Here is a 24,568-nt window from a genome sequence, read left to right on the forward strand (position 1 = left end):
CCCTGTCAGGTTTCGGCGTGGCGCAGGAAATGCCGCAGCAGCTTTTCCAGCTTGGCCGCCCCAAGCGGCGCCATGGCCTTGGTGTGGTCGTGGCTGATCGATTCGTCGGACAGCCCCGCCCCCATGTTGGTGATGACCGAAATGGCCGCGCAACGCAGACCAAGGAAGCGCCCCAGGATGATCTCGGGGACGGTGGACATGCCGACGGCATCGGCCCCCAGCACGCGCGCGGCCCTGATTTCGGCGGGGGTTTCGAAACTGGGGCCGGAAAACCAGCAATACACGCCCTGGGGCAGGTCGACGCCCTGGGCCTTGGCGGCATCGGTCAGCGCCTGACGCAGGGCGACGTCATGGGCATCGGTCAGCGGCACGAAGCGCGCATCGGTCTTTTCGCCGATCAGCGGGTTCGTGCCGGCAAAGGCGATGTGGTCGTTCAACATCATCAGCCCACCAGGCTGGATGTCGGCGCGCAGGGACCCCGCCGCATTGGTCAGGATCAGCTTGTCGCAGCCCAGTTCGCGCAGAACCTCCAGCGGCAGGCGCATGGCACCGGCGCGACCCGATTCGTAGTAATGCGACCGGCCGCCGAAAATGGCGACGCGCCGCCCCTCCAGCTGGCCGATGACCAGCCGGGGGACATGGCCCGACACGCCCGCATGGGGAAAGCCCGGCAGGTCGTCATAGGGGATCGTCACGCCATCCACCATGTCGACCAGATGCCCAAGGCCCGACCCCAGGATCAGCCCGTATTCCGGTGCCTCTTGGCCGGCGCGGCCGCGGATCAGGTCGGCCAGCTCAGCGCTCTTTGACATAGGGTTCTCCTCCGGCGCGCGGCGGGATGGCACGGCCGACAAAGCCCGCCAGGATGATCACGGTCAGGATGTAGGGCAGGGCGTTCATGAACATCGACGGGATCGTGATGAATCCCAGGTCCAGGTTCGGATAGAGGTTGGCGATCGCCTCGAGCAGACCGAAGAGGAAGGTCGCGAACAGCGCCTGCCACGGACGCCACTTGGCAAAGATCAGCGCCGCAAGGGCGATGAAGCCGCGACCGGCGGTCATCTCCTTGACGAAGCCCGCCGACAGGCCCGTCGCCAGATAGGCCCCCGCGATCCCGCAGAGGATGCCGCAGATGGCCACGGCGGCATAGCGCAGCCGGGTCACCGAAACGCCCGCCGTATCGACGGATGCGGGGTTTTCCCCCACCGCGCGCAGGCGCAGTCCGAAGCGGGTGCGGAACAGCACCCACCACGTGACCGGCACCAGCAGCAGCGCCACATAGACCAGGATGGTGTTTCCCGAGATCAGCCCCGAATAGATCGGCCCGACCACCGGCACGTCGCGCAGCGCGTCGGCAAAGGGCAGGGTGATCGGCTGAAACCGTCCCGCCCCTGTCAGCGCGGGGGTGCGTCCGCCCAGCCCAAAGGCGTTCTGCCCCACCAGCACCGTCAGCCCCGAGGCCAGGAAGTTAATCGCCACGCCCGCGATCAGCTGGTTGCCCCGGAAGGTGATCGAGGCCAGCCCGTGGACCAGCGACAGGGCCAGCGACCCGCCGATGCCCGCCAGCAGGCCCAGCCAGGCGCTGCCGGTCAGATAGGCGACGGATGCGGCGGTGAAGGCTGCCATCAGCATCTTGCCCTCCAGCCCGATGTCGAAGACCCCGGCGCGTTCGGAATAAAGCCCGGCCAGGCAGGCCAGCAGCAGCGGCGTCATCAGGCGCAGCGCGCTGCCGATCCCCTGGGATGCCGCGCCCCCGTCGATGATGGCCCAGGCCAGGCAGATGCCCAGCACGATCAGCGCGATCAGTGAATCCTTGAACTTCATTTCGCGCCTCCGGTCGTGCGCCGCATGGACAGGAACAGGCGCTCCAGCGGCATGCGGACCATGTTGTCCAGCGCGCCGGTGAACAGGATGACCAGAGCCTGAATGACCACGATCAGCTCACGCGGAATGCTGGTCCACAGCGCAAGTTCGCCCCCGCCCTGATAGAGGAAGCCGAAAAGCAGCGCGGCCAGAAAGATGCCGAAGGGGTGGTTGCGGCCCATCAGGGCGACGGCGATGCCGATGAAGCCCGCCCCCTCGACCGCGTTCAGGACCAGCCGTTCGGATTCGCCCATGACGTTGTTGATGGCCATCAGACCCGCCAGACCGCCCGAGATCAGCATCGCGATGACCGTGATGCGCACCGGGCTGATACCCGCATAGACGGCGCCGGGTTCGGATTTGCCCAGCACCCGGATCTCGTATCCCAGCCTTGTGCGCCAGATCAGCAGCCAGATCAGCAGGCAGGCGACGATGGCCACAAGGAAGGTGATGTTGACGGGGGTGTTCTTGCCCCATTCCAGCCCCAGTCCCGCCGCGATGTCGGTCAGGGCGGGGATGTTGGTGGATTCGGGGAAGCGCGCCGATGCGGGGTCCATGCTGCCCACCGGGCGCAGCTTGTTGACCAGCACATAGTTCAGCGCCGCGGCGGCGATGAAGTTGAACATGATCGTGGTGATCACGATATGGCTGCCGCGTTTGGCCTGAAGATAGGCGGGGATGAAGGCCCAGGCCGCGCCGAAGGCCGCAGCCCCGATCATGGCGACCGGCAGGGCGATGGCCCAATGCGGCAACGGCAGGTACAGCAGCACCAGCGCCACGCCCAGGCCCCCCATCGCGGCCTGACCTTCGCCGCCGATGTTGAACAGGCTGGCGTGATAGGCGACCATCACCGCCAGTCCGGTAAAGATGAAGTTCGTCGCATAATAGAGCGTGAAGCCCCAGCCATAGCTGGAACCAAGCGCCCCTTCGACCATGGTCTTCATCGCCGTGAAGGGGCTTTCCCCGATGGCCAGGATCACCAGGGCCGATATCGCCATGGCCAGGATCAGCGAGATCAGCGGCGTCAGGATCACGTCAGCCCATTTCGGCATCTTTTCCATCAGACGGGCTCCTGCGGCAGGTCGTCGACATGGGCGGCCCCTGGGGGGATGCCCGCGTCTTCGGGGGTATGATCGGTATCGGTGACGCCCGCCATCAGCAGGCCCAGTTCGCCCGTGGTGGTGTTGCCGGGCAGGCGTTCGCCCATGATGCGGCCGTCGAACATGACGGCGATGCGGTCCGACAGGGCCAGAATCTCGTCCAGCTCGACGCTGACCAGCAGGATCGCCTTGCCCGCGTCGCGCAGCGCCACGATCTGCTTGTGGATGAACTCGATCGCGCCGATATCGACGCCGCGCGTCGGCTGGCCGATCAGCAGCAGGTCGGGGTTGCGTTCGATTTCCCGGGCCACGACGATCTTTTGCTGATTGCCGCCGGAAAAGTTGCGCGCCGCCAGGTTCGGGTTGCGGGGGCGGACGTCGAAACGCTCCATCTTGGCGGCCGCGTCGGCGCGGATGGCGGCATTGTCCATCAGCATGCCCTTGGTGAATTCGGGCGCGTCCTGCCAGCCGAAGGCGACGTTTTCCCAAGCCGCGAAATCCATGATCAGGCCTTCGACCTGCCGATCCTCGGGGATGTGGCCGATGCCCGCGCGGCGGCGCTGCGCGGCGTCGCAGCCGCGACCGCCGATGGGCAGGGGGGCGCCGTTCATGCGGATCTCTCCGCCGAGCTTGCTGCCCTTGGGGGGATAGCCGCCCAGGATCTCCAGCAGGGTCGTCTGGCCGTTGCCGCTGACGCCCGCGATGCCCAAAATCTCACCGGCGCGGATGTTCAGGTCGATGCCGCGCAGGCGCTCGACGCCTTCGATATCGGTCATCGTCAGGTTGCGGACCTCAAGGATGGGGGCCTTGGGGGTGGCGGGGGTCTTTTCGACGTTCAACAGCACCTTGCGGCCGACCATCAGCTCGGCCAGATGTTCGGGGCTGGTTTCGGCCGTCCTGACCGAGGCGACCATCTCTCCGCGGCGCATCACGCTGACATTGTCGGTGATCTCCATGATCTCACGCAGCTTGTGGGTGATCAGGATGATGGTCTTGCCCTCGTCGCGCAGCCCTTCCAGGATGCGGAACAGGTGGTCGGCCTCGGCAGGGGTCAGGACGCCCGTGGGTTCGTCCAGGATCAGGATGTCGGCCTGGCGATACAGCGCCTTCAGGATCTCGACCCGCTGCTGGTGACCAACGGACAGGTTCTCGATCGTCTCGTCGGGGTCGACGTTCAGCTGGTATTCGGCGGCCAGCTGCTTCAGCACGCCGCGCGCCTTGGACAGGGACGGGCGCAGCAATGCGCCATCCTCGACGCCAAGGATGATGTTTTCCAGCACCGTGAAATTCTGCACCAGCTTGAAATGCTGGAAGACCATGCCGATGCCGGCGCGGATCGCGGTCTGACTGTCGGCGATGGTGATGGGTTGTCCGTTGACCAGCACCTGCCCGCTGTCGGGCTTGTAAAAACCATAGAGGATCGACATCAGCGTCGATTTTCCGGCACCGTTTTCGCCGATGATGCCGTGGATCGTGCCTTTGGGCACGGAGAGATTGATGTTGCGGTTTGCCTGGACGGGCCCGAATGCCTTCGAGATGCCGCGCAGCTCGATTGCAGCGGGGGCGGTCGTGGCCGACCGCCCCCCCATCATGTCGCTTGCGGCGGTCATCAGGATGCCGGGCAGGTGTTGTCGGTCATGTAGTCGTGGACCTTGATCTCGCCCGAGGCGATGCCGGCCTTGGCCTCGTCGACGGCAGCCTGCATTTCGGCGTCCACCAGTTCCTTGTTGGCATCGTCCACGGCGACATCGACGCCGCCCGCAGCCAGGTCCATGACCTTGACGCCCGGCTCCAGGTCGGTACCTGCGGTGAAGGCGTCATAGACGGCATTGTCCACGCGCTTGACCATCGAAGTCAGCACCTGGCCGGGATGCAGGTGGTTCTGGTTGCTGTCCACGCCGATCGAGAGGATGCCCTCATCGGCCGCGGCCTGCAGCACGCCGATGCCGGTGCCGCCAGCAGCCGCATAGATCACGTCCGCACCCTGCGATTTCTGCGCGCGGGCCAGCTCGCCCCCCTTGACGGGGTCGTTCCAGGCGGCAGGTGTGGTGCCGGTATAGTTGATGACGACCTTGCCTTCGGGCTGGGTCGCCTTGAAGCCCTGGGCAAAGCCGCATTCGAACTTGTGGATCAGCGGGATGTCCATGCCGCCGATGAAGCCCACGGTGCCGGTTTCCGACTTCATGCCCGCCATGACGCCGGCCAGATAGCTGCCCTGTTCTTCGGCAAAGACCACGGATTGGACGTTCGGGGCATCGACGACCATGTCGATGATGGCGAATTTGGTGTCGGGGTAATCGCCCGCGATCTGCGTCAGCACGTCACCGAAGGCAAAGCCGGTCATGACGATGGGGTTGGCTCCGACCTCGGCCAGGCGGCGCAGGGCCTGCTCGCGCTGTGCCTCGGACTGCATCTCCAGCTCGCGATAGGTGCCGCCGGTTTCCTCGACCCAACGCTGCGCGCCCTGGAAGGCGGCCTCGTTGAAGGATTTGTCGAACTTGCCGCCCAGATCGAAGATCAGGGCCGGTTCGGCAAACGCCACGCCCGCCGTCAATGCCGTCAGGGCCGAGCCCGCGAGAAGCGATTTGATCAGAGACATTCGTAACCTCATCCTGTTTTCGCGGGCGATTCAGACAGCCCGGCTGATTGCGCGATTAGGGCGCATCGGTCTGTGCCGGTCAACCGCCTTTCTGGGCGGCACGCAGCGTCAGGCGCATCACGATGGCATCCGTTCCGGGGGCGTAATAATCGCGTCTGACGCCGGCTTCCACCCAGTCCGTGCGGGAATAGAGTGCCCGTGCCGCAAGGTTGTCGGATGCCACCTCCAAAAACGCCTCGACCGCGCCCATGTCGCGCGCCGTGCCGGCGAAACGGGCAACCAGCCTGCGTCCCGTGCCTGCCCGACGCGCATCGGGATCGACCGCCAGGGTCAGCAGTTCGGCCTCGTCGGCAATGACGCGGCCCAGCAGAAAACCATTGTCTTCCGCCAGTAGGAAAGATCCGCGACTGTCCAGCAGGGCGGCGAACTCGGATGCCGACCAGGGCCGCGGCGTTGCAAAGCACCGGGCATGCAGATCGGCCAGCGCATCGGGGGCCATCACGGCAGGATCACCGGCGGCGCATCGCGGGCAGGGGCCGCATCGGCCGGGCGCATGTAAAGCGGCGCCGGACGTGGGGAAGCGTCATCGGCCCGGTCGGCGGCCAGCCGCGCGATGGCCACGGCGGTCGGGACCGCCGGCGCAGCCGGCGCGGGGCCGGGCGGCAGCGCGCCGGTCGCAGCTTGCTGCGGCCGGCCCCCGTCCCGATCCTCCGCCATGAAATCCTGCCAGATGACCTGGTCACCATGCGTCGGGATCTGGATGCGGCAGGGGCGGGGCAGGCCATGGGCCGCGGCCTCGGTGGCGCTGATGCCGATCGCGGGGATCTTCAGCGCCAGCGCCAGCCCGCGTGCCGCCGCCACCGCGATGCGGATCCCGGTAAAATTGCCGGGGCCGATGCCCACGCCGATGACCGACAGGTCCCGCCAGCCGAGGCCTGCTTCGGCCAGCATCTCCTCCAGGAGCGGCATCAGGCGTTCGGCCTGGCCCTTGATCATCTCCTCCTGCCGCTCTGCCAGGACGTCATCACCACGCAACAAAGCGGCCGCGCAATGCGCGGCCGATGTGTCGAACCCAAGGGTCAGTCGATCAGGCAACGGGGCGAACCTCGATCACCTCGGGGATGTAATGGCGCAGCAGGTTCTCGATGCCCATCTTCAGCGTCAGCGTCGATGACGGGCAACCCGCACAGGCCCCCTGCATGTGCAGATAGACAATGCCGCGGTCAAAGCCGTGGAAGGTGATGTCGCCGCCATCCTGCGCCACGGCGGGGCGGACGCGGGTGTCCAGCAGTTCCTTGATCTGGCCGACGATTTCATTGTCGGGGCCGTCATGGGCGGCGTGGCCGGCGCTTTGGGGCGCATCGCCCTCGATGGCGGGGGCGCCGGACTGGAAATGCTCCATGATGGCGCCCAGGACCGAGGGCTTGAGGTGATCCCACGGCTGGTCATCGGCCTTGGTGACGGTGACGAAGTCCCGCCCCAGGAAAACGCCAGTGACACCTTCCACCGCAAAGATGCGGCGCGCCAGGGGCGAACTTGCGCCCGTGTCGGGCGAGGGGAAATCGGCCGTGCCACTGCCAAGCACCGTTTCGCCGGGCAGGAATTTCAGCGTGGCTGGGTTCGGGGTGGTCTCGGTCTGGATGAACATGGGGCAGCTCCTTTGACGCTGATATGGCGATGGGCGACCGTTGGGTCAAGTCACGGGGGGCAACTCAGGGGGGCCAGGTTGGCGGCGTGGGGCGGTCCGCGATCAGGTGATCGCTTCCAGCCTTTCCTTGGACAGGTCGCCGGGCACCAGCGTGATGGCACAGGGCAGCGTCATCGCATCGCGCAGCATTCGCGACAGAACGGGGTTCTGGCCGCTCTTGTCGCTGTTCAGGCCCAGGACGACGACGCCGATCTGGCCGTCCTCGGCGATCTGGGCCAGCAGCTCCTCGGCCGGGTCACCCTCGCGGATGACCAGTTCCGGCTCGATCTTGGCGCGGCTGCGCATCCACTTGGCGAAAACCTCGAAATGCGCCTCGATCCGCTCGCGCGCCTCGGCCCGCATCAGGTCGGCCACGCCGAATCCGTGCTGGATGTCATCGGTGTTGACCACCGACATGATGACGACCGCGCCGCCGGTGTTCGATGCCCGCATCGCCGCAAATCGCATGGCGTTCAGGCATTCCTTGCTGTCGTCCAGAAGGACAAGAAATTTACGCATCTTCCCGGATGTGTCCTGTCATTTTCCCCCGAACAGTGGCCGAACTGCCATGCTGGCGCAAGTGATTGCGCGGGAAACCGCCCGCCCCGTTTTCATCGTATGCAAGCTGTGCTAGCCGAACTAGGGTTCTTTGCATGCAACATTGGAAGCGGACGGTATCGTGACGATCCACCATGACTGGGACAAGGCCGACGCGGCGCAGCTGAATGTGCTGACTGCCCCCAAGATGGCTTGGTTCATCGGCGAGGCGTCTGCGCCCGGCGTGAACCCGATGCCTGTCTCCAAGCGGATGTTCGACATCTGCTTTGCGCTGTTTCTGCTGGTGCCGTTGTCGGTGGTCATGGGCATCGTCGCTCTGATCCTGCTGTTCCTGCAGGGGCGCCCGATCTTCTATGCCGCCCATCGCATGAAGACGCCCGACCGTCCCTTCACCCAGTGGAAATTCCGCACCATGCTGTGCGAGGAGGGCGATTTCGGCGCCACCGGCGCGCATAAATCCTGGCGCATCACGCCGATGGGGCGATTCCTGCGCCGGTCGCGCATCGACGAGCTGCCGCAGCTGTTCAACATTCTGCTGGGCGACATGAGCTTTGTCGGCCCCCGCCCGCCGCTGCGCGAATATGTGGAACGCTTCCCCGCCGTCTATGCCCAGGTGCTGCACAGCCGTCCGGGCGTCACGGGTCTTGCCACGCTGATCTATCACCGCCACGAAGACCGAATTCTGGCCCGCTGCAAATCCGCCCGCGCGACCGAAGCCGCCTATTACCGCCGTTGCCTGCCAGCCAAGCTGAAGATCGACCTGATCTATCAGCGCCACCGTTCGCTGCGGCTGGATCTGTGGATCCTGTGGAGCACGCTGAAAATCGTCATCCTGCGCAAGGATGAACGCCCGCGCCGCCGCCGGCGCGGCAAGTCCTATCTGCCGGTCGGGCCGTCGCCGCGCATCTCCGGCGCTGCACCGAAGGGGTCACGCGGGTAACCCACCCCTGACAGGTACAGCCCATGCGGGGGGCAGACCGGCCCGCAGGCCGCGCGATCACGCGCGGACAGGGCCTCGGCCACGCGATCGGGGTGCCATGACCCCGCGCCCACCCGCTCCAGCGTGCCGACGATGGACCTGACCTGATTGTGCAGGAAGGACCGGGCCCGCAGGTGAAAGCGGTATTCCATGCCATGCGGGACGGGGATCTCCTCGATAGTGATTCGGTCGATGGATTTGACCGGGCTTTTCGCTTGGCAGATGGATGACCGGAAGGTCGTGAAATCATGATGCCCGATCAGATGCGCCGCACCCTGCCGCATCGCCTCGGCGTCCAAGGGCGACAGCACCTGCCAGACATTGCCGCGGTCATGGGTCATCGGCGCGCGGCGGCTGACCAGTCGGAAGGTATAGCGCCTTTCGCGGGCCGAGAACCGCGCGTGGAATTCGTCATCCACCCGCGCTGCGGCCAGCACCACCACGGGGGCAGGCTTCAGATGCCAGTTCAGCGCCTCGGACAGGCGGAACGGGTCCCAGTCCCGCAGCAGGTCGGCATGGGCGACTTGGCCCGTCGCATGCACCCCGGCATCGGTGCGCCCGGCGGCGGCGATGCGGTCGCCCGCGGCGAAACCTGCATCCAGCTTGGCCAGGGCGCGTTCGATGGCACCCTGCACGGTGGGCTGGTCGGCCTGCGCCTGCCATCCGGCAAAGGGCGCGCCGTCATATTCGATCTTCAGCGCGAAACGGGGCATCAGCGGCGCGGTTCTTTCTGGGGCATCGTCAGCAATTCGTCCAAGGTCCGGGCTTCCTGGCTTTGCAGGGCCGGGGGGGCTTCGGGCGGGGCGGCGGTGGCGGCCCCCGTCAGCCCCTCGCGGGCCAGACGGTCGCGCAGAACCGACATCTCTATGTCCAGCGCGTCGCGATCGCCATCCAGAAGCCGATCCGACCTTGCGATGAAATCTTTTTCCAGATCGTCGAGAAACGCCAGATATGTCGCCCGTGCCGATCCGTCCCGTGTCTGAGCATAAAGATCGGCAAAGCGGATCGTCGCATCCCGCGCGCCCATCAGATAGACGCCCAGGTATCGCCGGGCCGAGGCGAGCCCGCCCGGATTGTCGCGCACCCGGTCGAACAGGTGCCGCACGGTCGCCGCGAACATGTCCACCCGCGCCGTCAGCCGACGGTCGCCCGCCCGCGCGATGGCATCGGTCATCTGGGACAGATAGCCCTCGCCTTCATCGATCATGCGTTGGGCGCGATCCTGCTGAAAGCTGTCGATGCCCTCGCGGCCCTTGTCGCGCATCGGGTCCATGCCGAAACCGATCTGGTGCAGGACCAGACCCGCGCCGCCGACCAGTGCCGCTTGGCCCCACAGGCCCGGTTCGACCGCGCCGATGCCCAGGCCGACGCCGCCCAGGATGCCGCCGAACAGCTTGCGCGGGATGGCGGGGCGGCGGGCGACGCGGCGGGCCTCGTAGGTGGCCTGGGCCACCAGGCCTTCGCGGGTCATCCACATGCCGCTGGCGATCAGCCCGAAGGCCGCCAGGTCGGTGACCAGCCCTGTGGCGCCCTGGAAGAAGGCGCCCAGCAGGAAGGGCGTGGCCGCCAGCGTGATCCACTTGGGCCGCCCTTCATGCGGGTGGCGCGGGGTTGGGGGAAGTGCGGGTCCGCCGGGCAGGTTGTTGCGCAGCAGATCCCCGGGCGAAAAGCGCCCGCCGAAACGTTCCGCCATGACGTTACCCCACCCCCACGACCGAGGCATAGAGCGTCAGCATCACCAGCAGATAGAAGCTGAGCCGGGCTTGGGCATTGCGCGACATGGGTATCCTTTCGGGGCGTGATCCACCGGACCTATATCGGCATTCGGCGCCGGATTTCAAACCTGGGGCGGGAACAACCCGTCCAGCGCGCGGTCCAGCGGCGCGGGATCGGCCAGCGACAGGCGCACGGGCAGGGCCATGACCTTCATGCGGAAGGATCGCGGCAGGCGGGCGGCGTCCTTTTCCGTGGTGACCAGTTGCGCGCCCATCATTCGCGATTCCGTTTCCAGCCGCGTCAGCAGGGCCTGGGTGAAGGGCTGATGATCCTCCAGCGGTTCGGACCGGATCAGGACGGCCCCCAGATCGCGCAGGGTGGCGAAGAATTTCTCCGGATGCCCGATCCCCGCAAAGGCCAGGACGCGATGTCCCTGCCAGTTGATGCCCGTCTGCAGGGGCGCCAGTTGCCCGCGCAGATGCGGGGGCGCGTCCTTTGGCGTGGCAAAGCCCGCCTGCGCGGCATCCGGCCCGATCGACAGCAGCAGGTCGGCGCGCGCCAAGCCGCGGGACACGGGTTCACGCAGGGGGCCTGCGGGCAGGCACAGTCCGTTGCCGAATCCCTTGGCGGCGTCGACCACCACCAGCCCCAGGTCATGAGCCAGCGACGGGTCCTGAAGCCCGTCATCCAGGATGATCGCCTGCGCGCCCGCCGCGACTGCCGCCCGCGCCCCTGCCAGCCGGTCGTCGCTGACCCAGACCGGCCCGAAGGCCGCCATCAGCAGCGGCTCATCCCCGGTCAGCGCGGCGTCATGGGTCGATTCGATCACCCGCAGCGGTCCCTTGGCGCTGCCGCCATAACCGCGCGAGACGACATGCGCCGCAATGCCGCGGGCCGCCAGCAGCATCTGCAGGTGGATGACGGTCGGCGTCTTGCCGGTGCCGCCCGCGTTCAGGTTGCCCACGCAGATGACCGGCACGCCGACCCGCGCCCGCGAACCCTGCGCCAGCCGTCGCGCCGTCGCCGCCGCATAGGCCGCCCCCAGCGGGGCCAGCAGGCGCGCCTTGGCGGTGGGGGGGCGGATGAACCAGAAGGCGGGGGCCTTATTCACGGGACGGTCCTTTCGGATCGGGACAGGGCGGTCTGGACGGCGCGGGCGATGGTCACCGCCACGTCCGCGCCGCCGGTGCTGACGGTCCAGGCATTGCTGGCCAGGGTGGCGATCATCTCGGGTTGGGTCAGTTCGGTGATGGTGACGGCCAGATCCTCGGGGGTGCGGACATGACGGGCGGCGTTCGCGCCGTCCAGCTGCTGCCATTCGGTGGCAAAGGGACCCGCCTGCGGCCCGTGCGCGATGGCCGATCCAAGGGCGGCGGGTTCGAACGGGTGACGCATGGCGGTGTCTTCGCCCGACAGGGTGCCGCCCATGAAGCTGACGGGGGCAAGGCGGTACCACAGGCCCATCTCGGTCGGGCCATCGGTCAGAAGGACCTGAACCTCGTCGGTCAGGTCCTCGTCCTCGGACCGGCGGGCGACGGTCATGCCGGCGGCCTCGATATCACGGGCCAGGTCGTCGATGCGGGCGCTGTCGCGGGGTGCCAGGATCAGCAGCGCACGATGGGAATGGTGCAAGGCCGCCTGATGGGCGGCCAGAACGGCGGCTTCCTCCGGGCGGGGCAGGCTGGCGGCGAACCAAGCGTGGCGGCCGTTCATCTGCTGCGCCATCGAGACGCGTTCGGTCTCCGAACAATACAAGGGTTCGCGGATTTCGGACACCGGACCCGTCATGGCGATGCGCGACCGGTCCAGCGACATGCGATGCGCGATCTGCAGGCTGGCACTGTCTGTCAGCATGATCGCGTCCATCCGCGACAGCAGCTGGCGGCGCATGGCGGCGGGCATGGCCCAGGCCAGGTCGCGCGGCTGCAGGCGGCATTCGGCCAGGATCACCGGCAGGTCGCGCGCATTGGCGGCGGCGATCAGCGCGGGCGGCAGGGACGATCCGATCAGCAGCACCGCCGCCGCATGGGCACGGTCCAGCACCTGGGCCGCCCCTTGGGCATCAAGGCCCACATCGTCGCCATCGGGGTCGGGAATGCGGATGATGCGTAGGCCGGGATCGGCCTGGGACAGGCGGCGCAGGATCTGCGCCTCGGCGCGGACGGCGTCCGGGGACACGTGCAGCACCAGCCCCGGCGTCTGGCCGGCCGGAATGACGGGCAGGGCGGGGTCAAGCCCGTGCCGGGTGCGCAGATGCCACCACAGCGCAAGTCGGCCCAGCCCCGCCCCTGGCATCAGTTGCCCAGTTCCTCGGTCGGGCTGACTTCGCGTTCCTCGTCGCGCAGGCGGTGAAGATGCGCGATGAAATAGCGGGTATGGGCGCTGTCGACGGTGCGCTGCGCCTCGGCCTTCCAGGCGGCGAAGGCGGTCTTGTAGTCGGGGAAGATGCCGACCATGTGGATCTGGTCGGGGTTGCGGAACTGGGTGCCCTGCGGGTCGACCAGCTCGCCGCCAAAGACGAAATGCAGACGTTGTGTCATGTTGACCTCTGATGGTTGAAGGGGGGGAACAGGAAGGATCAGCCCTGATCGCCGGAGAGTTCCATGATGACGGACCATTCGGCGTCAGACACGGGCTGGACGGAGAGGCGGGTGTTGTTGACCAGCACCATCTCGGCAAGGCGCGGTTCGGCCTTGGCCTCCTCCAGGCTGACGGCGCGGGGCAGCTTGCGCACCGCCTTGATGTCGACGCATTCCCATTTGGGGTCGGCCGCGGTGCTGTCGGGATGGGCCAGCGCGATGACCTGGCAGATGCCCACGGCCTCTTTCCCGACATTGGAATGATAGAACAGGCCCAGATCGCCCACCGCCATCGACCGCATCATGTTGCGCGCCTGATAGTTGCGGACCCCGTCCCATTCCTCGCCCTGCTCGCCCTTGGCGACCAGGTCGTCCCAGCCAAAGACGTCGGGTTCGGATTTGAAAAGCCAATAGGCCATCAGCCGACCACCTTCTTCCATTCGATCACCTCGACCGAAACGAACAGATCCGCCGCCTTGTAGGGGTCGGCATCGGCCCAGGCCTGGGCTGCGGCCAGGTCGGTGGTGTCCAGCACCACCAGCGAACCGCACATCTGGCCGTCCTGCAGGAAGGGGCCGGCATAGGTGACGATGCCGCTGTCGCGGATATGGGCCAGATGGGCATCGCGGGTGGCCATGCGGATATGAAGGGCACCGGGCTTGTCCCGGCAGATCACGGCGAACAGGGGCATCATTCCTCCTTCAGGGGGCGGCTCAGCAGGTGGTCCATGGCCTTTTCCACGGAAACCGCGCCTTCGGCAAGGCGGGCGACCATGGTGGCGATGGGCAGGTCCAGATCGTCGCGCGCGGCCAGGCGGACAAGGGCGCGGGCCGTGGCCGCACCTTCGACCGTGGTGGCGGGGTCGAATGCGTCGCCCGCCCCCAAGGCCGCGCCGAAGCGGAAGTTGCGCGACCCCGCCGAGGTGCAGGTCAGCGTCAGGTCGCCCAGGCCCGACAGGCCGGTCAACGTTTCGGGGCGGGCGCCCAGATGGATCGCCAGACGCGTCATCTCGGCAAAGCCGCGGGTGATGATGGCGGCGCGGGCGCTGTCGCCCAGGCCCGCACCGATGACCGTGCCCGCGGCGATGGCCATGACGTTCTTCAACGCGCCGCCCAGTTCGGCGCCGGTCACGTCGGTGCTGCTGTAAAGCCGCAGGACGGGTGTGGACAGCGCCTGCTGCATGGCGCGGCCCGCATCGTCGTCGGTGCAGGCCAGCGTCAGCGCGGTGGGCAGGCCCCGCGCGATGTCGGCGGCAAAGGACGGGCCGGTCAGCACGGCGACCACCGCATCGGGGCAGGCTTCGGTGATCATGACCGAAGGGCCGGTCAGGCGCTCCAGGTCGATGCCCTTGGCGGTGCTGACCAGGCGCTTGCCCTGCAGCTTGGCACCATGCTGCGACAGGAACCCGCCAAGCGCCTGCGCGGGCAGGGCCAACAGGATCAGGTCGGCCCGCAGCGCCGCGTCCAGATCTTGGGTGACCGTCAGGCGGTCCGGCATGGCGACGCCGGGCAGCCGCGGGTTTTCGCCCGTCCAGTCGATGCGGCGCCCCCAGAGGGTCACGGGGCCGTTCGCGGTCAGCGCCACGGCCAATGCGGTGCCGAACGCACCTGCGCCCAGGACCGAAACGCTCATGCCTTGGCCCCCTTCTTGCCGCTGCCCAGCATGGGTTGCGCGTGCCGGTCCAGGGGCCAGCGGGGGCGGGCGGCCAGCGTCATGTCGTCGCGATGGCCTTGGCGGAACCGTTCGATCCCCGCCCAGGCGATCATCGCGCCGTTATCGGTGCAGAGCGCCAGCGGCGGGGCCAGAAAGCGGGCTCCAGCCTCGGCTGCGACCTGTTCCAGCGCGGCGCGGATCTGGGTGTTGGCGGCCACGCCGCCCGCGACGGCCAGTACGGGAACGGGGCTGTCGGTCAGGGCGCGGCGCGATTTCTCGGCCAGCACATCCGACACGGCGGATTGGAAGGCGGCGCAGAGATCGCGCCGATCGGCCTGCCGCAGCCCGCCTTGATCCGCGATCAGCGCATCGCGCTGCCGCAGGACGGCGGTCTTCAGCCCGGAAAACGACATGTCGCAGCCGGGCCGGTCCAGCAGCGGGCGGGGCAGGGGGATGCGCTTCGCATCACCCAAGGCGGCCTCGGCCTGCACGGCGGGGCCGCCGGGCTGCGACAGGGCCAGCAGCTTGGCGATCTTGTCGAAGGCCTCGCCCGGGGCGTCGTCGATCGTGCCGCCCATGCGGGTAAAATCATCGGGCCCGTCCACGCGCAGGAACTGGCAATGTCCGCCCGACACCAGCAGCATCAGATAGGGAAAATCGATCCCATCCGTCAGGCGCGGCGTCAGGGCATGTCCCGCCAGATGGTTCACCCCCACCAGCGGCAGCCCCGATCCGGCGGCCAGCCCCTTGGCGCACATGACGCCCGACATCACACCCCCGATCAGCCCCGGCCCCGCCGTCACGGCGATGCCCGACAGGTCCGAAAGGGCCAGCCCCGCCTGGTCCAGCGCCTGTTCGACGGCCAGGTCCAGACGCTCGGCATGGGCGCGGGCGGCGATTTCGGGGACGACGCCGCCGAAATCGGCATGCAGATCGGTCTGGCTGCTGGCGACACTGGACAGGATGCGGCGGTCGCCGGTGACGACGGCGGCGGCCGTGTCGTCGCAGCTGCTCTCGATGCCCAGAAAGATCAGATCATCCATGCTCTTGCCCTGAAGGATGCGGAGGCTTACCCCTGAACGCCCTAGCACCGGTGCAAGGATAAGCCAATGCCAGCGGACCCGCGACCCACGCTTCTGCTGACCCGCCCCCAACCGGGGGCCAAGCGTTTCGCCGCCCTGATGCGGGGCTGGCGCTGCGTGATCTCTCCAATTTTACGGATTGTCCCGGTCGACCATGACGCGTCGATCCTTGGGGATGCGCAGGGGCTGGTCTTCACATCAGCCCATGCGGTGCCTTGGGCGGGGCCCGGACGCGGGCGACCGGCCCTGTGCGTGGGGGCGCACACCGCGCGCGAAGCCCGGGCGGCGGGGTTCGACGTGACCGAGGGCGCGGGCACCGCCGACAGCCTGCTGCCGCTGATCGCCCGGGCCCCTGTTCCCCTGATCCACGCGCATGGCCGGCATCTGGCCAAGATGCTGCCCGTGCCGGGTGTGGTGGTCTATGACCAGAAGGCGGTCGGTCTGTCCGCCAAGGCCAAGGCGCTGCTGGCGGACCCGGGGCCCGTGATCCTGCCCATCTTTTCGCCAAGAACCGCCACCGTGCTGTCGACCCAGGTTGCGGATGCGCGGGCGGCCATCACGGTCGTTGCCATCAGCGATGCGGCATTGCGGAACTGGTCCGGCCCCGCGCGGCATGCGATCGTGGCCGAAAGGCCGGACGCCCAGGCGATGCGGGATGCCATTCTGCGGCTGCGGCCGCAGGGGGCGGAACAAAGCTGAATACGGCGGGTTGAGCGCGGAGCCATCGCTGTTTAGGCTGCGTATCATGCGCTTACAGGCGGCCATGCCGGCATGGCACCAGACGGGGACAAGACGTGAAACAGCCAGACAAGACAAAGACCAAGCAACCGGCCACCAGCACTGCAAGCCAGAACCCGGCAGATGCCGCATCGAAAAAGCAGCCCGCCGCATCGGGAACGCTGGCCAACAGCCAGATCGAAGCGGGCAAGCCCGCTCAGGCCGGACAGCCCGGCACGATCAGCCCGGCGGAATCGACCCTGGTGGGTGATGCCAAGGGTGGACTGCCCGCAGCTGCGGCCAAGGCCGGTGCAACCGTCACCGGCGCCAAGGCCGCCGATGCAACGACGCCCGGTGCGATGATGCCGGGTGTCGCAACGTCGACCGTGACCAAATCAGGTGATCCCAAACCGGCCGGTGACCGTACCGCTTCGAAGACCACGGCCAGCACGCCCCCTTCATCCCCGTCCCAAACTGCTGCGGCCTCTGCCCGGCCCGTCAAGAAGACCGGCTTTTGGCCGGTGGCCCTTGGCGGTGTCGTGGCTGCCGGTCTGGGGGCTGCGGCCACGATCTATGTCCTGCCGCATCTGCCGCCGGAATGGCAGCCTGCGGGACAGACGGTTCCTGCCGATCAGGGTGACGTCGCGGCCTTGGCCCAACAGGCCGCACGCAGCGCAGTGGCCGAGGAACTGGCCGCCATGCCCGCGCCGGCCAGCGTTCCCGACGATCTGGAGGCGCGCCTGACCGAGTTGGAAGACCGCCCCGCGCCCGCCGACCAGTCGGGCGGACAGGAGTTTTCGGATCAGCTGCAGGCCCTGACGCAGCGTTTGGATGAACAGCAATCGCGGCTGGAACAGCTGGCCAATTCGGGCAGTTTCGACCCCGAAGCCGTCGGTGAATTGCAGCAGCAGATCGAATCCGCCGCCGCCGATGCCGAGGCCCGTCTGGAAGCAGCCCGTGCCGAGGCCGAAGAGCTGCAGCAGGCCGCCGAGGAAAGCACCCGCCGCGCCGAAGCGGTCGCGGCCATCGCCTCGCTGCAGGCCGCGCTTGATCGCGGCGTGACGCCGGAAGACGCACGCAGCGCGCTGGAAGGCGCCGGTTTGGAAACCCCCGAGGCGCTGGCCGCCGAGGTTCCCAGCCTGACCAGCCTGCAAGCCGATTTCGACGAGGCCGCCCGGGCCGCCCTTCGCGCCTCTCTGCGCGACAGCAGCGCCAGCGGCCAAGGCAACATGCTGACGAATTTCCTGCGCGCCCAGACCGGTGCCCGCTCGATCGAGGCGCGCGAGGGCGATGACCCTGACGCCGTCCTGTCGCGCGCCAATGCCGAGATCGAGGCCGGTCGCATCGCCCCGGCGCTGAGCCAGATCGACGCCCTGCCCGAAGCGGGCCGAAACGCCCCTGCGATGGCCGACTGGCTGGCCCGAGCAAACGCCTATACGCAGGCACAGACGGCCCTGACCGATCTGTCCTCCGGCCAGAATTGAGGTCCGCAAGATGCTGTTGTCCCTGCTGAAAATCCTGTTCTTCTTTGCCGTGGTCCTGGCGCTTGCTTTGGGCGCGATGCACCTGTCGGAAATCGGTCAGATGTTGCGCATCCAATATGGCGGCACCGAGATCGCCCTGACGCCGGTCAAGGCGGTCGTGGCGCTGATCGTGCTGATGGTGCTGGCCTGGGTGGTCTTCAAGCTGCTGGGCCTGCTGCTGGCCACGTTGCGTTTTCTGGCCGGTGACGAGACGGCGGTGAACCGCTATTTCGCCCGCTCGCGGCAGCGCAAGGGCTATGCCGCCTTCACCGAAGGCATGCTGGCCGTCGCCTCGGGCGAGGGCAAGCTGGCGCAGGACAAGGCGGCAAGGGCTGCCAAATACCTGGACCAGCCCCACATGACGAATCTGCTGGCCGCACAGGCCGCGGAAACCGCAGGCGATTCGCGCCGCGCTGAATCGGTCTACAAGCAGCTGCTGGAGGATGACCGGACCCGCTTCGTGGGGATCCGCGGCCTGATGCGGCAGAAACTGGCCCAAGGCGACACCCACAAGGCGCTGCTGCTGGCACAAAAGGCCTATTCGCTGAAGCCGCGCCACAAGGAGACGCAGGACACGCTGCTGGAGCTGCAGACCCGCGAACACGATTGGAAGGGCGCGCGCCAGACCCTGAAGGACAAGCGCAACCAAGGTGATCTGCCCAAGGACGTGGCGCTGCGCCGCGATGCCGTGCTGGCATTGCAGCAGGCCAGCGATGTTCTGGCCGGTGGCAATTCGATCAGTGCGCGCGAAGCGGCGATCTCGGCGGCCAAGGCATCGCCCGACCTGATCCCGGCGGCGGTTCTGGCGGCGCGGACCTATACGGCGCAAAAGGACTTCCGCAATGCCTCGCGCATTCTGGAAAAGACATGGTCGGTGAGCCCGCATCCCGACCTGGCGAAAACCTATGCCGAAATCGTGCCTGACGAATCGCCCTCGGCCCGTCTGCGCCGCTTCGACGCGCTGATGCGCAAGAACCCGGACCACGAGGAAACGCGCCTGCTGAAGGCCGAATTGCTGCTGGCGGCGGAAGACTTCCCCGGTGCCCGCCGCGCGCTTGGCGATCTGGCCGAAAAGCATCCGACCGTCCGCACGCTGTCGATCATGGCCGCTGTCGAACGGGGCGAAGGCGCCGATGACAGCGTCGTGCGCGGCTGGCTGACGCGGGCGCTGACCGCATCGCGCGGCCCGCAATGGGTCTGCGACACCTGCCAGAACGTGATGCATGACTGGGCCCCGGTTTGCGACAGCTGCGGGGGGTTCGACACGCTGACCTGGCGCGAACCGGAAGGCGCGCGCAGCACGGCCAGCACCTCGCCCACGGGCGCCGAGATGCTGCCGCTGCTGGTGGGATCGCCGCGCGACAAGCATGCGGATGTCGATCCGGAAGACGAGGTTCCCGATCTGTCCGAACCCGTGCAACCCCACCCGCCCGGCCCGGCCGAGCCGGAGGTCAGTGCCCCGAAGCCCCGTGAAAAGCGGCAGCCTGATGTCGCCCCCGGCATGGTGCCGCGCGAGAGCGATTATCTGGACGCCGAGCCATCGGCAACGGTGACCACGCCGGAACCGGCACCTGTTCCAGAGCCGAAGCCTGCACCTGCCGCGGACCCCGAAAAGATCCGGACGGACCCGCCGAAGGCCGCGCCGGAACGCCCCTCCGAGCCCGAGGCAGAGCCGGTGATGGTCCGCCCCGACGCCCAGCCTGCAGACGAGGAGGATTGGTCGAAACCGTCCAAGTGAGATGTCGGGCGGTGGATGCAAAAAAAGCCCTGGGGCCTCTTCCCCCTGCCGTGGGAAAGTGCTATCCGCCGCCTCACAGTCTGATGCCGGTGTAGCTCAGCTGGTAGAGCACATCATTCGTAATGATGGGGTCGGGGGTTCGAGTCCCTTCACCGGCACCACTTTGATCCAAGTGGAATGACAGCGAAAAGGCCGCCCCCCGGGGCGGCTTTTTGCGTTCAGGGGCAGGCAGGTCCGGTCAGGCGGGCGGCACCAGCCCGCGATAGATGTCCAACATCCGCGTCAGGTCGGCCGACAGGGCGTCGTCGGTCAGGTCATCCGCCGCCCAGCTGCGCGACAGGGTGCAGCCCGACTGATAGGCCAGCGGCAGCGCTGCTGTGGAGCCCAGTTTGATGGGGTCTTCGTCGAATTCATGCTGGACCGTCACGGCGCGTCGCGTGGTCGCCGCCATATGGCGCAGATGACGGTCGGCCTGATCGGGCCCCAACTGAGTCAGGGCGGCACCTGCGCCGTGTTGCAGCGACAGGATGACCCGTTCGTCACGGGCGTTGATCAGGAAGACGACATAAAGCCCCTGACGCATGCTGCGCGTCACATGGGGCGCAAAGAAGGCCAGCCAAGGGACGCTTGCCCAGCCCTGTGCGCCGACGCTGGCGCGGACCATCAGGCGTTCAGGGCGCGGGGCGACCAGATCGCGGCCCATGCGGGCGACGTCCTGGCGAAAGAAGCGGGCAAAGGGGCTGCCCGCATAGGGGCGCTGGCGTTCGTGGACGAAGCGACGCGCCGTCAGCGACAGGGCCGTGGCCAGCCCTGCCTGATCGTCGGGGGCGGTGCTCAGACCAGCCGCCCTTCCTCCATCGCGGCGCGGACGAAGCCTGCGAACAGGGGCGCGGGCTCGAAGGGCTTGGATTTCAGCTCGGGGTGGGATTGCACGCCGATGAACCACGGGTGGTCGGGATATTCCACGACCTCGGGCAGCTTGCCGTCAGGCGACATGCCGGAAAAGACCAGCCCGGCCTTTTCCAGCTGTTCGCGATAGGTGGCATCGACCTCATAGCGATGGCGATGGCGATCCTCGATCTGGGTGGCGCCGCCATAGATCGACGAGATGCGCGAGCCTTCGTCCAGGATGGCGGTATAGGCGCCAAGGCGCATGGTGCCGCCCTTGTCGTCGCCGATCTTGCGCTGGACGGTGTAATTGCCCTGCACCCATTCCTTGAGGTGATAGACGACGGGCGTGAAGCGGGTCTTGCCGGCCTCGTGGTCGAATTCCTCGGAACCCGCATCGGGCATGTCGGCCAGATTGCGCGCGGCCTCGATCACGGCCATCTGCATGCCAAGGCAGATCCCCAAATAGGGCACCTTCTTTTCGCGGGCATAGCGGGCCGCGGCCAGCATCCCTTCGGTGCCGCGTTCGCCAAAGCCGCCCGGCACGATGATGCCGTGATAGCCGTCCAGCATATGGGCGCCGTCGCCTTCCAGCTTTTCGCTGTCCACCCAGTTCGCCTTGACCCGCACACGATTGGCCATGCCGCCATGGGTCAGCGCCTCGGCGATGGATTTGTAGGCGTCTTCCAGCTGCGTGTACTTGCCGACGATCGCGACGCGGACCTCGCCCTCGGCATGGTCCAGGCGGTCCATGACGTCTTCCCACCGGGTCAGGTCGGGACGCGGTGCGGGGCTGATCTGGAAGGCGTCCAGCACGGCGCGGTCCAGACCCGCGCGGTGATAGGCCAGGGGCGCCTCATAGATGGATTTCAGGTCATAGGCCGGGATGACGGCGTCGGGACGCACATTGCAGAACAGCGCGATCTTGGCGCGTTCCTTTTCCGGAATCGGGTGTTCGGACCGGCAGACCAGCACGTCGGGGGCCAGGCCGATCGATTGCAGCTCCTTGACGCTGTGCTGGGTCGGCTTGGTCTTCAACTCGCCCGATGCGGCCAGATAGGGCAGCAGCGTCAAGTGCATCAGGATGCATTCGCCGCGGGGGCGTTCATGGGTGAACTGGCGGATCGCCTCGAAGAAGGGCAGGCCCTCGATGTCGCCGACGGTGCCGCCGATCTCGCAGAGCATGAAATCGACCTCATCGGCGCCGACCGCCAGGAAGTCCTTTATTTCATTGGTGACGTGCGGAATGACCTGGATGGTCTTGCCCAGGTATTCGCCGCGGCGTTCCTTTTCCAGCACGTTGGAGTAGATCCGGCCGGAACTGACGCTGTCGGTGCGGCGCGCGCTGACGCCGGTAAAGCGTTCGTAATGGCCCAGGTCCAGATCGGTTTCCGCACCGTCATCGGTGACGAAGACCTCGCCATGCTCGAACGGGCTCATCGTGCCCGGATCGACGTTCAGATAGGGGTCCAGCTTGCGCAGGCGGACCGTGAAGCCGCGGGCCTGCAGCAGGGCGCCCAACGCCGCCGAGGCCAGACCCTTGCCAAGGGACGAAACCACGCCGCCGGTGATGAAGATGTAACGCGCCATGGATGGCCCCCGTGATGTGCAAGTTCGGATCGGCTGCGGGCCGTTCGTCGACCAGCATCACGGGATCAGAGGAATAACTGATTCGCCCCGTGGTCGCAACGGACCGCAAGTTGGTGTCGGGCGGATGAACCCGCCCTTGGATTGTCGTGACAGCCTCAGTTGGCGGGCTGGTCTTGGGTCGCGGGCTCGGCTTCCGCTTCGGCCGCCGGCGGTGCCACAGGGGCCGGTTCCGCAGCAGGCGTCTCGGCGGGCGCTGCGGCAGGCGTTTCTGCTGGCGTTTCTGCGGCGGGTTCTGCCGGTGCCTCGGTCGGCGCGGTTGCGGCGGGCGCTTCCACTTCGGGGGCTGCCGTCGCGGGGGCCTGGGTTGCCGGCGCTTCGGTTTCGGGTGCCGGGGGCGTCAGCGGATTGCCGCTGGTCGCGGGCGGCGGGGTGTATGCCGGCAGCGTGGGCAGGTTGCCCTCGGACTGTTCCTGGCTTTCCGCGCCGCCGAACTGGTCCATGATCGACCCGTTCGTGGCCTGGCGTGCCGCAAGGATGGTCAGCGCGATCGAGGTGCAGAACAGGGCCACGCCAAAGATCCAGGTCAAACGCGTCATCGCGTTCGCGGCCTGGCGCCCGGACATGACGCCGCCACCGCCGCCACCGCCCATGCCCAGCCCGCCCCCTTCGGAACGTTGCAGCAGGACAACCCCGGCCAACAGGACTGCCAGGATCAGATGGACGGTCAGAATGACGTTTTCCACGGCTTTCGGCCTTTCATTTGCGGACGGGCCTATCTAGTCACCTCAGGGGATGATGGCAAGCAAGAGTGTCCCATGGTTGCGGTGATGATTCAGGGCACCGGCTCGAATGTCGGAAAGTCGTTGCTGGTCGCGGGGTTGTGCCGGGCGGCGCGGCGGCGCGGCCTGTCCGTCGCCCCCTTCAAGCCGCAGAACATGTCCAACAATGCCGCCGTGGCCGCCGATGGGGGCGAGATCGGGCGCGCGCAGGCGCTGCAGGCGCGGGCCTGCGGGCTGGACCCGGTGACCGACATGAATCCCGTGCTGCTGAAGCCCGAAACCGATACCGGGGCGCAGGTCCTGTTGCACGGACGCCCCATCGCAAGGGCGCAGGCGCGGGATTATGCCACCCTGAAGCCGCGTCTGCTGGAGGGCGTGCTGGACAGCTTTCGCCGCCTGAGTGCCGCCCACGACCTGGTCATCGTCGAAGGCGCGGGCAGCCCCGCCGAGGTGAACCTGCGCCCCCGCGACATCGCCAACATGGGCTTTGCCCGCGCCGCAGGGGTGCCCGTCGTGCTGGCGGGCGATATCGATCGCGGCGGCGTCATCGCCCAGATCGTCGGCACGCAGGCGGTGATCGATGCGGATGACGCGGCCATGGTGCGGGGGTTCCTGATCAACAAGTTCCGCGGCGATCCGCGTCTGTTCGACGATGGTTACGCGATGATCGCGGAACGCACCGGCTGGCCCGGCTTTGGCGTCATCCCGTGGTTCGCGGGCGCCCACCGCCTGCCAGCCGAGGATGCGGTCGATCTGCGGGCCAGCCGCGGGCAGGGGCTGCATGTCGTCTGTTTGACCTTGTCGCGGATCGCCAATTTCGATGATCTGGACCCGCTGGCCGCCGAACCGGGCGTGCGGCTGACCATGCTGGGGCCGGGGCGGGCCATTCCGGGCGATGCCGACCTGGTGGTCATTCCGGGCACGAAATCCACCATCGGCGACCTGGCCTTCCTGCGCGCGCAGGGCTGGGACATCGACCTGGCCGCGCATCTGCGGCGGGGCGGGCATGTGCTGGGCATCTGCGGCGGCTTTCAGATGCTGGGGCAGGTGATCGACGATCCGGCAGGGGCCGACGGCACGGCGGGGCAGGTGCAGGGCCTGGGTCTGCTGGACGTGCGGACCGTGATGGCGCCGGACAAGCGCGTGGTGCAGGTCGCGGGGCAGGCGCTTGGCCAGCCGGTCCGGGGATACGAGATCCACATTGGCCGCACCACCGGTTCCGATTGCGCGCGTCCTTTCGGGATGATGCCGGACCCCGACGGCGCGATCAGCGCGGATGGGCGGGTGATGGGCAGCTATCTGCACGGGCTGTTTTCCGATGACGGGTTCCGGGCGGCCTTTCTGGCGCGGTTGGGTGCGCCTTCGGCACCGGGATACGAGGCGGGCGTCGATCAGGCGCTGGACGATCTGGCCGACCACCTGGAAACCCATATGGATGTCGGCGGCCTGCTGGCGGTGGCGCGCTGACGCATGGCAGATGTGACCGCGCGGGTGCTGGACGAAGCGCCTGTCGCGCG

General features: G+C 67.5%; 26 protein-coding genes and 1 tRNA gene. 6 read left to right on the forward strand and 21 right to left on the reverse strand.

Annotation, left to right across the window (positions count from 1 at the left end):
* Nucleotides 1-5: 5 nt before the first annotated feature.
* The 9 genes from IE00_RS04730 to IE00_RS04770 all read right to left on the reverse strand — a co-directional run bounded on the left by IE00_RS04730 (nucleotide 6) and on the right by IE00_RS04770 (nucleotide 7,768).
* Nucleotides 6-812 carry a purine-nucleoside phosphorylase gene (locus tag IE00_RS04730; protein ID WP_072295913.1) on the reverse strand — a complete coding sequence of 269 codons (807 nt, stop codon included), beginning with the start codon at nucleotides 810-812 and terminating at the stop codon, nucleotides 6-8.
* Nucleotides 796-1,824: an ABC transporter permease gene (locus IE00_RS04735; protein WP_083554053.1), complete on the reverse strand. Its 1,029-nt coding sequence runs from the start codon at nucleotides 1,822-1,824 to the stop codon at nucleotides 796-798. The genes IE00_RS04730 and IE00_RS04735 overlap by 17 nt, the downstream gene beginning before the upstream one ends.
* Nucleotides 1,821-2,924 (reverse strand): ABC transporter permease, encoded by a 1,104-nt coding sequence (locus tag IE00_RS04740; RefSeq protein ID WP_072295914.1) that lies wholly within the window; start codon nucleotides 2,922-2,924, stop codon nucleotides 1,821-1,823. The genes IE00_RS04735 and IE00_RS04740 overlap by 4 nt, the downstream gene beginning before the upstream one ends.
* Complete coding sequence (locus tag IE00_RS04745) at nucleotides 2,924-4,573, reverse strand: ABC transporter ATP-binding protein (RefSeq protein WP_083554055.1); 1,650 nt, start codon at nucleotides 4,571-4,573, stop codon at nucleotides 2,924-2,926. Before IE00_RS04745 ends, IE00_RS04740 begins: the two co-directional genes overlap by 1 nt.
* On the reverse strand, nucleotides 4,573-5,562 hold the full coding sequence (locus IE00_RS04750) for a BMP family protein (protein ID WP_072295915.1): 990 nt from the start codon (nucleotides 5,560-5,562) through the stop codon (nucleotides 4,573-4,575). The genes IE00_RS04745 and IE00_RS04750 overlap by 1 nt, the downstream gene beginning before the upstream one ends.
* Before the next feature lie 79 nt (nucleotides 5,563-5,641).
* Nucleotides 5,642-6,061: a GNAT family N-acetyltransferase gene (locus tag IE00_RS04755; protein ID WP_072295916.1), complete on the reverse strand. Its 420-nt coding sequence runs from the start codon at nucleotides 6,059-6,061 to the stop codon at nucleotides 5,642-5,644.
* Nucleotides 6,061-6,657, reverse strand: a complete 597-nt coding sequence (gene tsaB / locus IE00_RS04760) for a tRNA (adenosine(37)-N6)-threonylcarbamoyltransferase complex dimerization subunit type 1 TsaB (RefSeq protein ID WP_072295917.1) — start codon at nucleotides 6,655-6,657, stop codon at nucleotides 6,061-6,063. The genes IE00_RS04755 and tsaB overlap by 1 nt, the downstream gene beginning before the upstream one ends.
* Nucleotides 6,650-7,210, reverse strand: coding sequence for a NifU family protein (locus IE00_RS04765; RefSeq protein WP_072295918.1), 561 nt, complete (start codon nucleotides 7,208-7,210; stop codon nucleotides 6,650-6,652). Before IE00_RS04765 ends, tsaB begins: the two co-directional genes overlap by 8 nt.
* A 102-nt stretch (nucleotides 7,211-7,312) precedes the next feature.
* Nucleotides 7,313-7,768 (reverse strand): universal stress protein, encoded by a 456-nt coding sequence (locus IE00_RS04770; protein WP_072295919.1) that lies wholly within the window; start codon nucleotides 7,766-7,768, stop codon nucleotides 7,313-7,315.
* 160 nt (nucleotides 7,769-7,928) lie between these two features.
* Between IE00_RS04770 and IE00_RS04775 the strand changes: the two genes are divergently transcribed.
* A complete protein-coding gene (locus IE00_RS04775) occupies nucleotides 7,929-8,747 on the forward strand; it encodes a sugar transferase (RefSeq protein ID WP_139291320.1) in 819 nt (272 codons plus the stop codon).
* Here IE00_RS04775 and truA read toward each other — a convergent pair.
* The 9 genes from truA to tsaD all read right to left on the reverse strand — a co-directional run bounded on the left by truA (nucleotide 8,684) and on the right by tsaD (nucleotide 15,777).
* Nucleotides 8,684-9,499, reverse strand: coding sequence for a tRNA pseudouridine(38-40) synthase TruA (gene truA, locus IE00_RS04780; RefSeq protein ID WP_072295920.1), 816 nt, complete (start codon nucleotides 9,497-9,499; stop codon nucleotides 8,684-8,686). The genes IE00_RS04775 and truA overlap by 64 nt on opposite strands.
* Complete coding sequence (locus IE00_RS04785; protein WP_072295921.1) at nucleotides 9,499-10,479, reverse strand: 5-bromo-4-chloroindolyl phosphate hydrolysis family protein; 981 nt, start codon at nucleotides 10,477-10,479, stop codon at nucleotides 9,499-9,501. The genes truA and IE00_RS04785 overlap by 1 nt, the downstream gene beginning before the upstream one ends.
* Nucleotides 10,480-10,623: 144 nt before the next feature.
* On the reverse strand, nucleotides 10,624-11,613 hold the full coding sequence (lpxK, locus tag IE00_RS04790; protein WP_072295922.1) for a tetraacyldisaccharide 4'-kinase: 990 nt from the start codon (nucleotides 11,611-11,613) through the stop codon (nucleotides 10,624-10,626).
* Nucleotides 11,610-12,797: a 3-deoxy-D-manno-octulosonic acid transferase gene (locus tag IE00_RS20505; protein ID WP_072295923.1), complete on the reverse strand. Its 1,188-nt coding sequence runs from the start codon at nucleotides 12,795-12,797 to the stop codon at nucleotides 11,610-11,612. Before IE00_RS20505 ends, lpxK begins: the two co-directional genes overlap by 4 nt.
* Entirely contained in the window at nucleotides 12,797-13,042 is a 246-nt protein-coding gene (locus IE00_RS04800; protein ID WP_072295924.1) for a DUF4170 domain-containing protein, read from the reverse strand. Before IE00_RS04800 ends, IE00_RS20505 begins: the two co-directional genes overlap by 1 nt.
* A 38-nt stretch (nucleotides 13,043-13,080) precedes the next feature.
* A complete protein-coding gene (locus IE00_RS04805) occupies nucleotides 13,081-13,500 on the reverse strand; it encodes an EVE domain-containing protein (protein WP_072295925.1) in 420 nt (139 codons plus the stop codon).
* Entirely contained in the window at nucleotides 13,500-13,775 is a 276-nt protein-coding gene (locus tag IE00_RS04810) for a YciI family protein (RefSeq protein ID WP_371328425.1), read from the reverse strand. The genes IE00_RS04805 and IE00_RS04810 overlap by 1 nt, the downstream gene beginning before the upstream one ends.
* The gene (locus IE00_RS04815; protein ID WP_072295927.1) at nucleotides 13,772-14,713 is read right to left on the reverse strand and encodes an NAD(P)H-dependent glycerol-3-phosphate dehydrogenase; all 942 of its coding nucleotides are present in this window, start codon (nucleotides 14,711-14,713) and stop codon (nucleotides 13,772-13,774) included. Before IE00_RS04815 ends, IE00_RS04810 begins: the two co-directional genes overlap by 4 nt.
* Nucleotides 14,710-15,777: a tRNA (adenosine(37)-N6)-threonylcarbamoyltransferase complex transferase subunit TsaD gene (tsaD, locus tag IE00_RS04820; protein ID WP_072295928.1), complete on the reverse strand. Its 1,068-nt coding sequence runs from the start codon at nucleotides 15,775-15,777 to the stop codon at nucleotides 14,710-14,712. The genes IE00_RS04815 and tsaD overlap by 4 nt, the downstream gene beginning before the upstream one ends.
* Nucleotides 15,778-15,843: 66 nt before the next feature.
* On the opposite strand from tsaD, the gene IE00_RS04825 reads away from it, so the two are divergent.
* The 4 genes from IE00_RS04825 to IE00_RS04840 all read left to right on the forward strand — a co-directional run bounded on the left by IE00_RS04825 (nucleotide 15,844) and on the right by IE00_RS04840 (nucleotide 19,955).
* Nucleotides 15,844-16,515 (forward strand): uroporphyrinogen-III synthase, encoded by a 672-nt coding sequence (locus tag IE00_RS04825; protein WP_072295929.1) that lies wholly within the window; start codon nucleotides 15,844-15,846, stop codon nucleotides 16,513-16,515.
* Between the two features lie 95 nt (nucleotides 16,516-16,610).
* Nucleotides 16,611-18,017, forward strand: coding sequence for a hypothetical protein (locus tag IE00_RS04830; protein WP_072295930.1), 1,407 nt, complete (start codon nucleotides 16,611-16,613; stop codon nucleotides 18,015-18,017).
* 10 nt (nucleotides 18,018-18,027) lie between these two features.
* Nucleotides 18,028-19,794, forward strand: a complete 1,767-nt coding sequence (locus IE00_RS04835) for a heme biosynthesis HemY N-terminal domain-containing protein (RefSeq protein WP_072295931.1) — start codon at nucleotides 18,028-18,030, stop codon at nucleotides 19,792-19,794.
* A gap of 85 nt (nucleotides 19,795-19,879) precedes the next feature.
* A tRNA-Thr gene (locus tag IE00_RS04840) sits at nucleotides 19,880-19,955 on the forward strand.
* A 77-nt stretch (nucleotides 19,956-20,032) separates the two neighbouring features.
* Here the strand turns inward: IE00_RS04840 and IE00_RS04845 are convergent.
* From IE00_RS04845 to secG, 3 genes are all read right to left on the reverse strand, one after another.
* Nucleotides 20,033-20,740 carry an MrcB family domain-containing protein gene (locus tag IE00_RS04845; RefSeq protein ID WP_072295932.1) on the reverse strand — a complete coding sequence of 236 codons (708 nt, stop codon included), beginning with the start codon at nucleotides 20,738-20,740 and terminating at the stop codon, nucleotides 20,033-20,035.
* Nucleotides 20,629-22,272, reverse strand: a complete 1,644-nt coding sequence (locus IE00_RS04850; protein ID WP_072295933.1) for a CTP synthase — start codon at nucleotides 22,270-22,272, stop codon at nucleotides 20,629-20,631. The genes IE00_RS04845 and IE00_RS04850 overlap by 112 nt, the downstream gene beginning before the upstream one ends.
* Nucleotides 22,273-22,427: 155 nt before the next feature.
* The gene (secG, locus tag IE00_RS04855) at nucleotides 22,428-23,015 is read right to left on the reverse strand and encodes a preprotein translocase subunit SecG (protein ID WP_072295934.1); all 588 of its coding nucleotides are present in this window, start codon (nucleotides 23,013-23,015) and stop codon (nucleotides 22,428-22,430) included.
* A 72-nt stretch (nucleotides 23,016-23,087) separates the two neighbouring features.
* On the opposite strand from secG, the gene IE00_RS04860 reads away from it, so the two are divergent.
* Nucleotides 23,088-24,518 (forward strand): cobyric acid synthase, encoded by a 1,431-nt coding sequence (locus IE00_RS04860; protein ID WP_072295935.1) that lies wholly within the window; start codon nucleotides 23,088-23,090, stop codon nucleotides 24,516-24,518.
* Nucleotides 24,519-24,568 lie beyond the last annotated feature (50 nt).

This window comes from Paracoccus sp. SM22M-07 (assembly GCF_001887735.1).
In the GTDB taxonomy this organism is placed as follows: Bacteria; Pseudomonadota; Alphaproteobacteria; order Rhodobacterales; family Rhodobacteraceae; genus Paracoccus.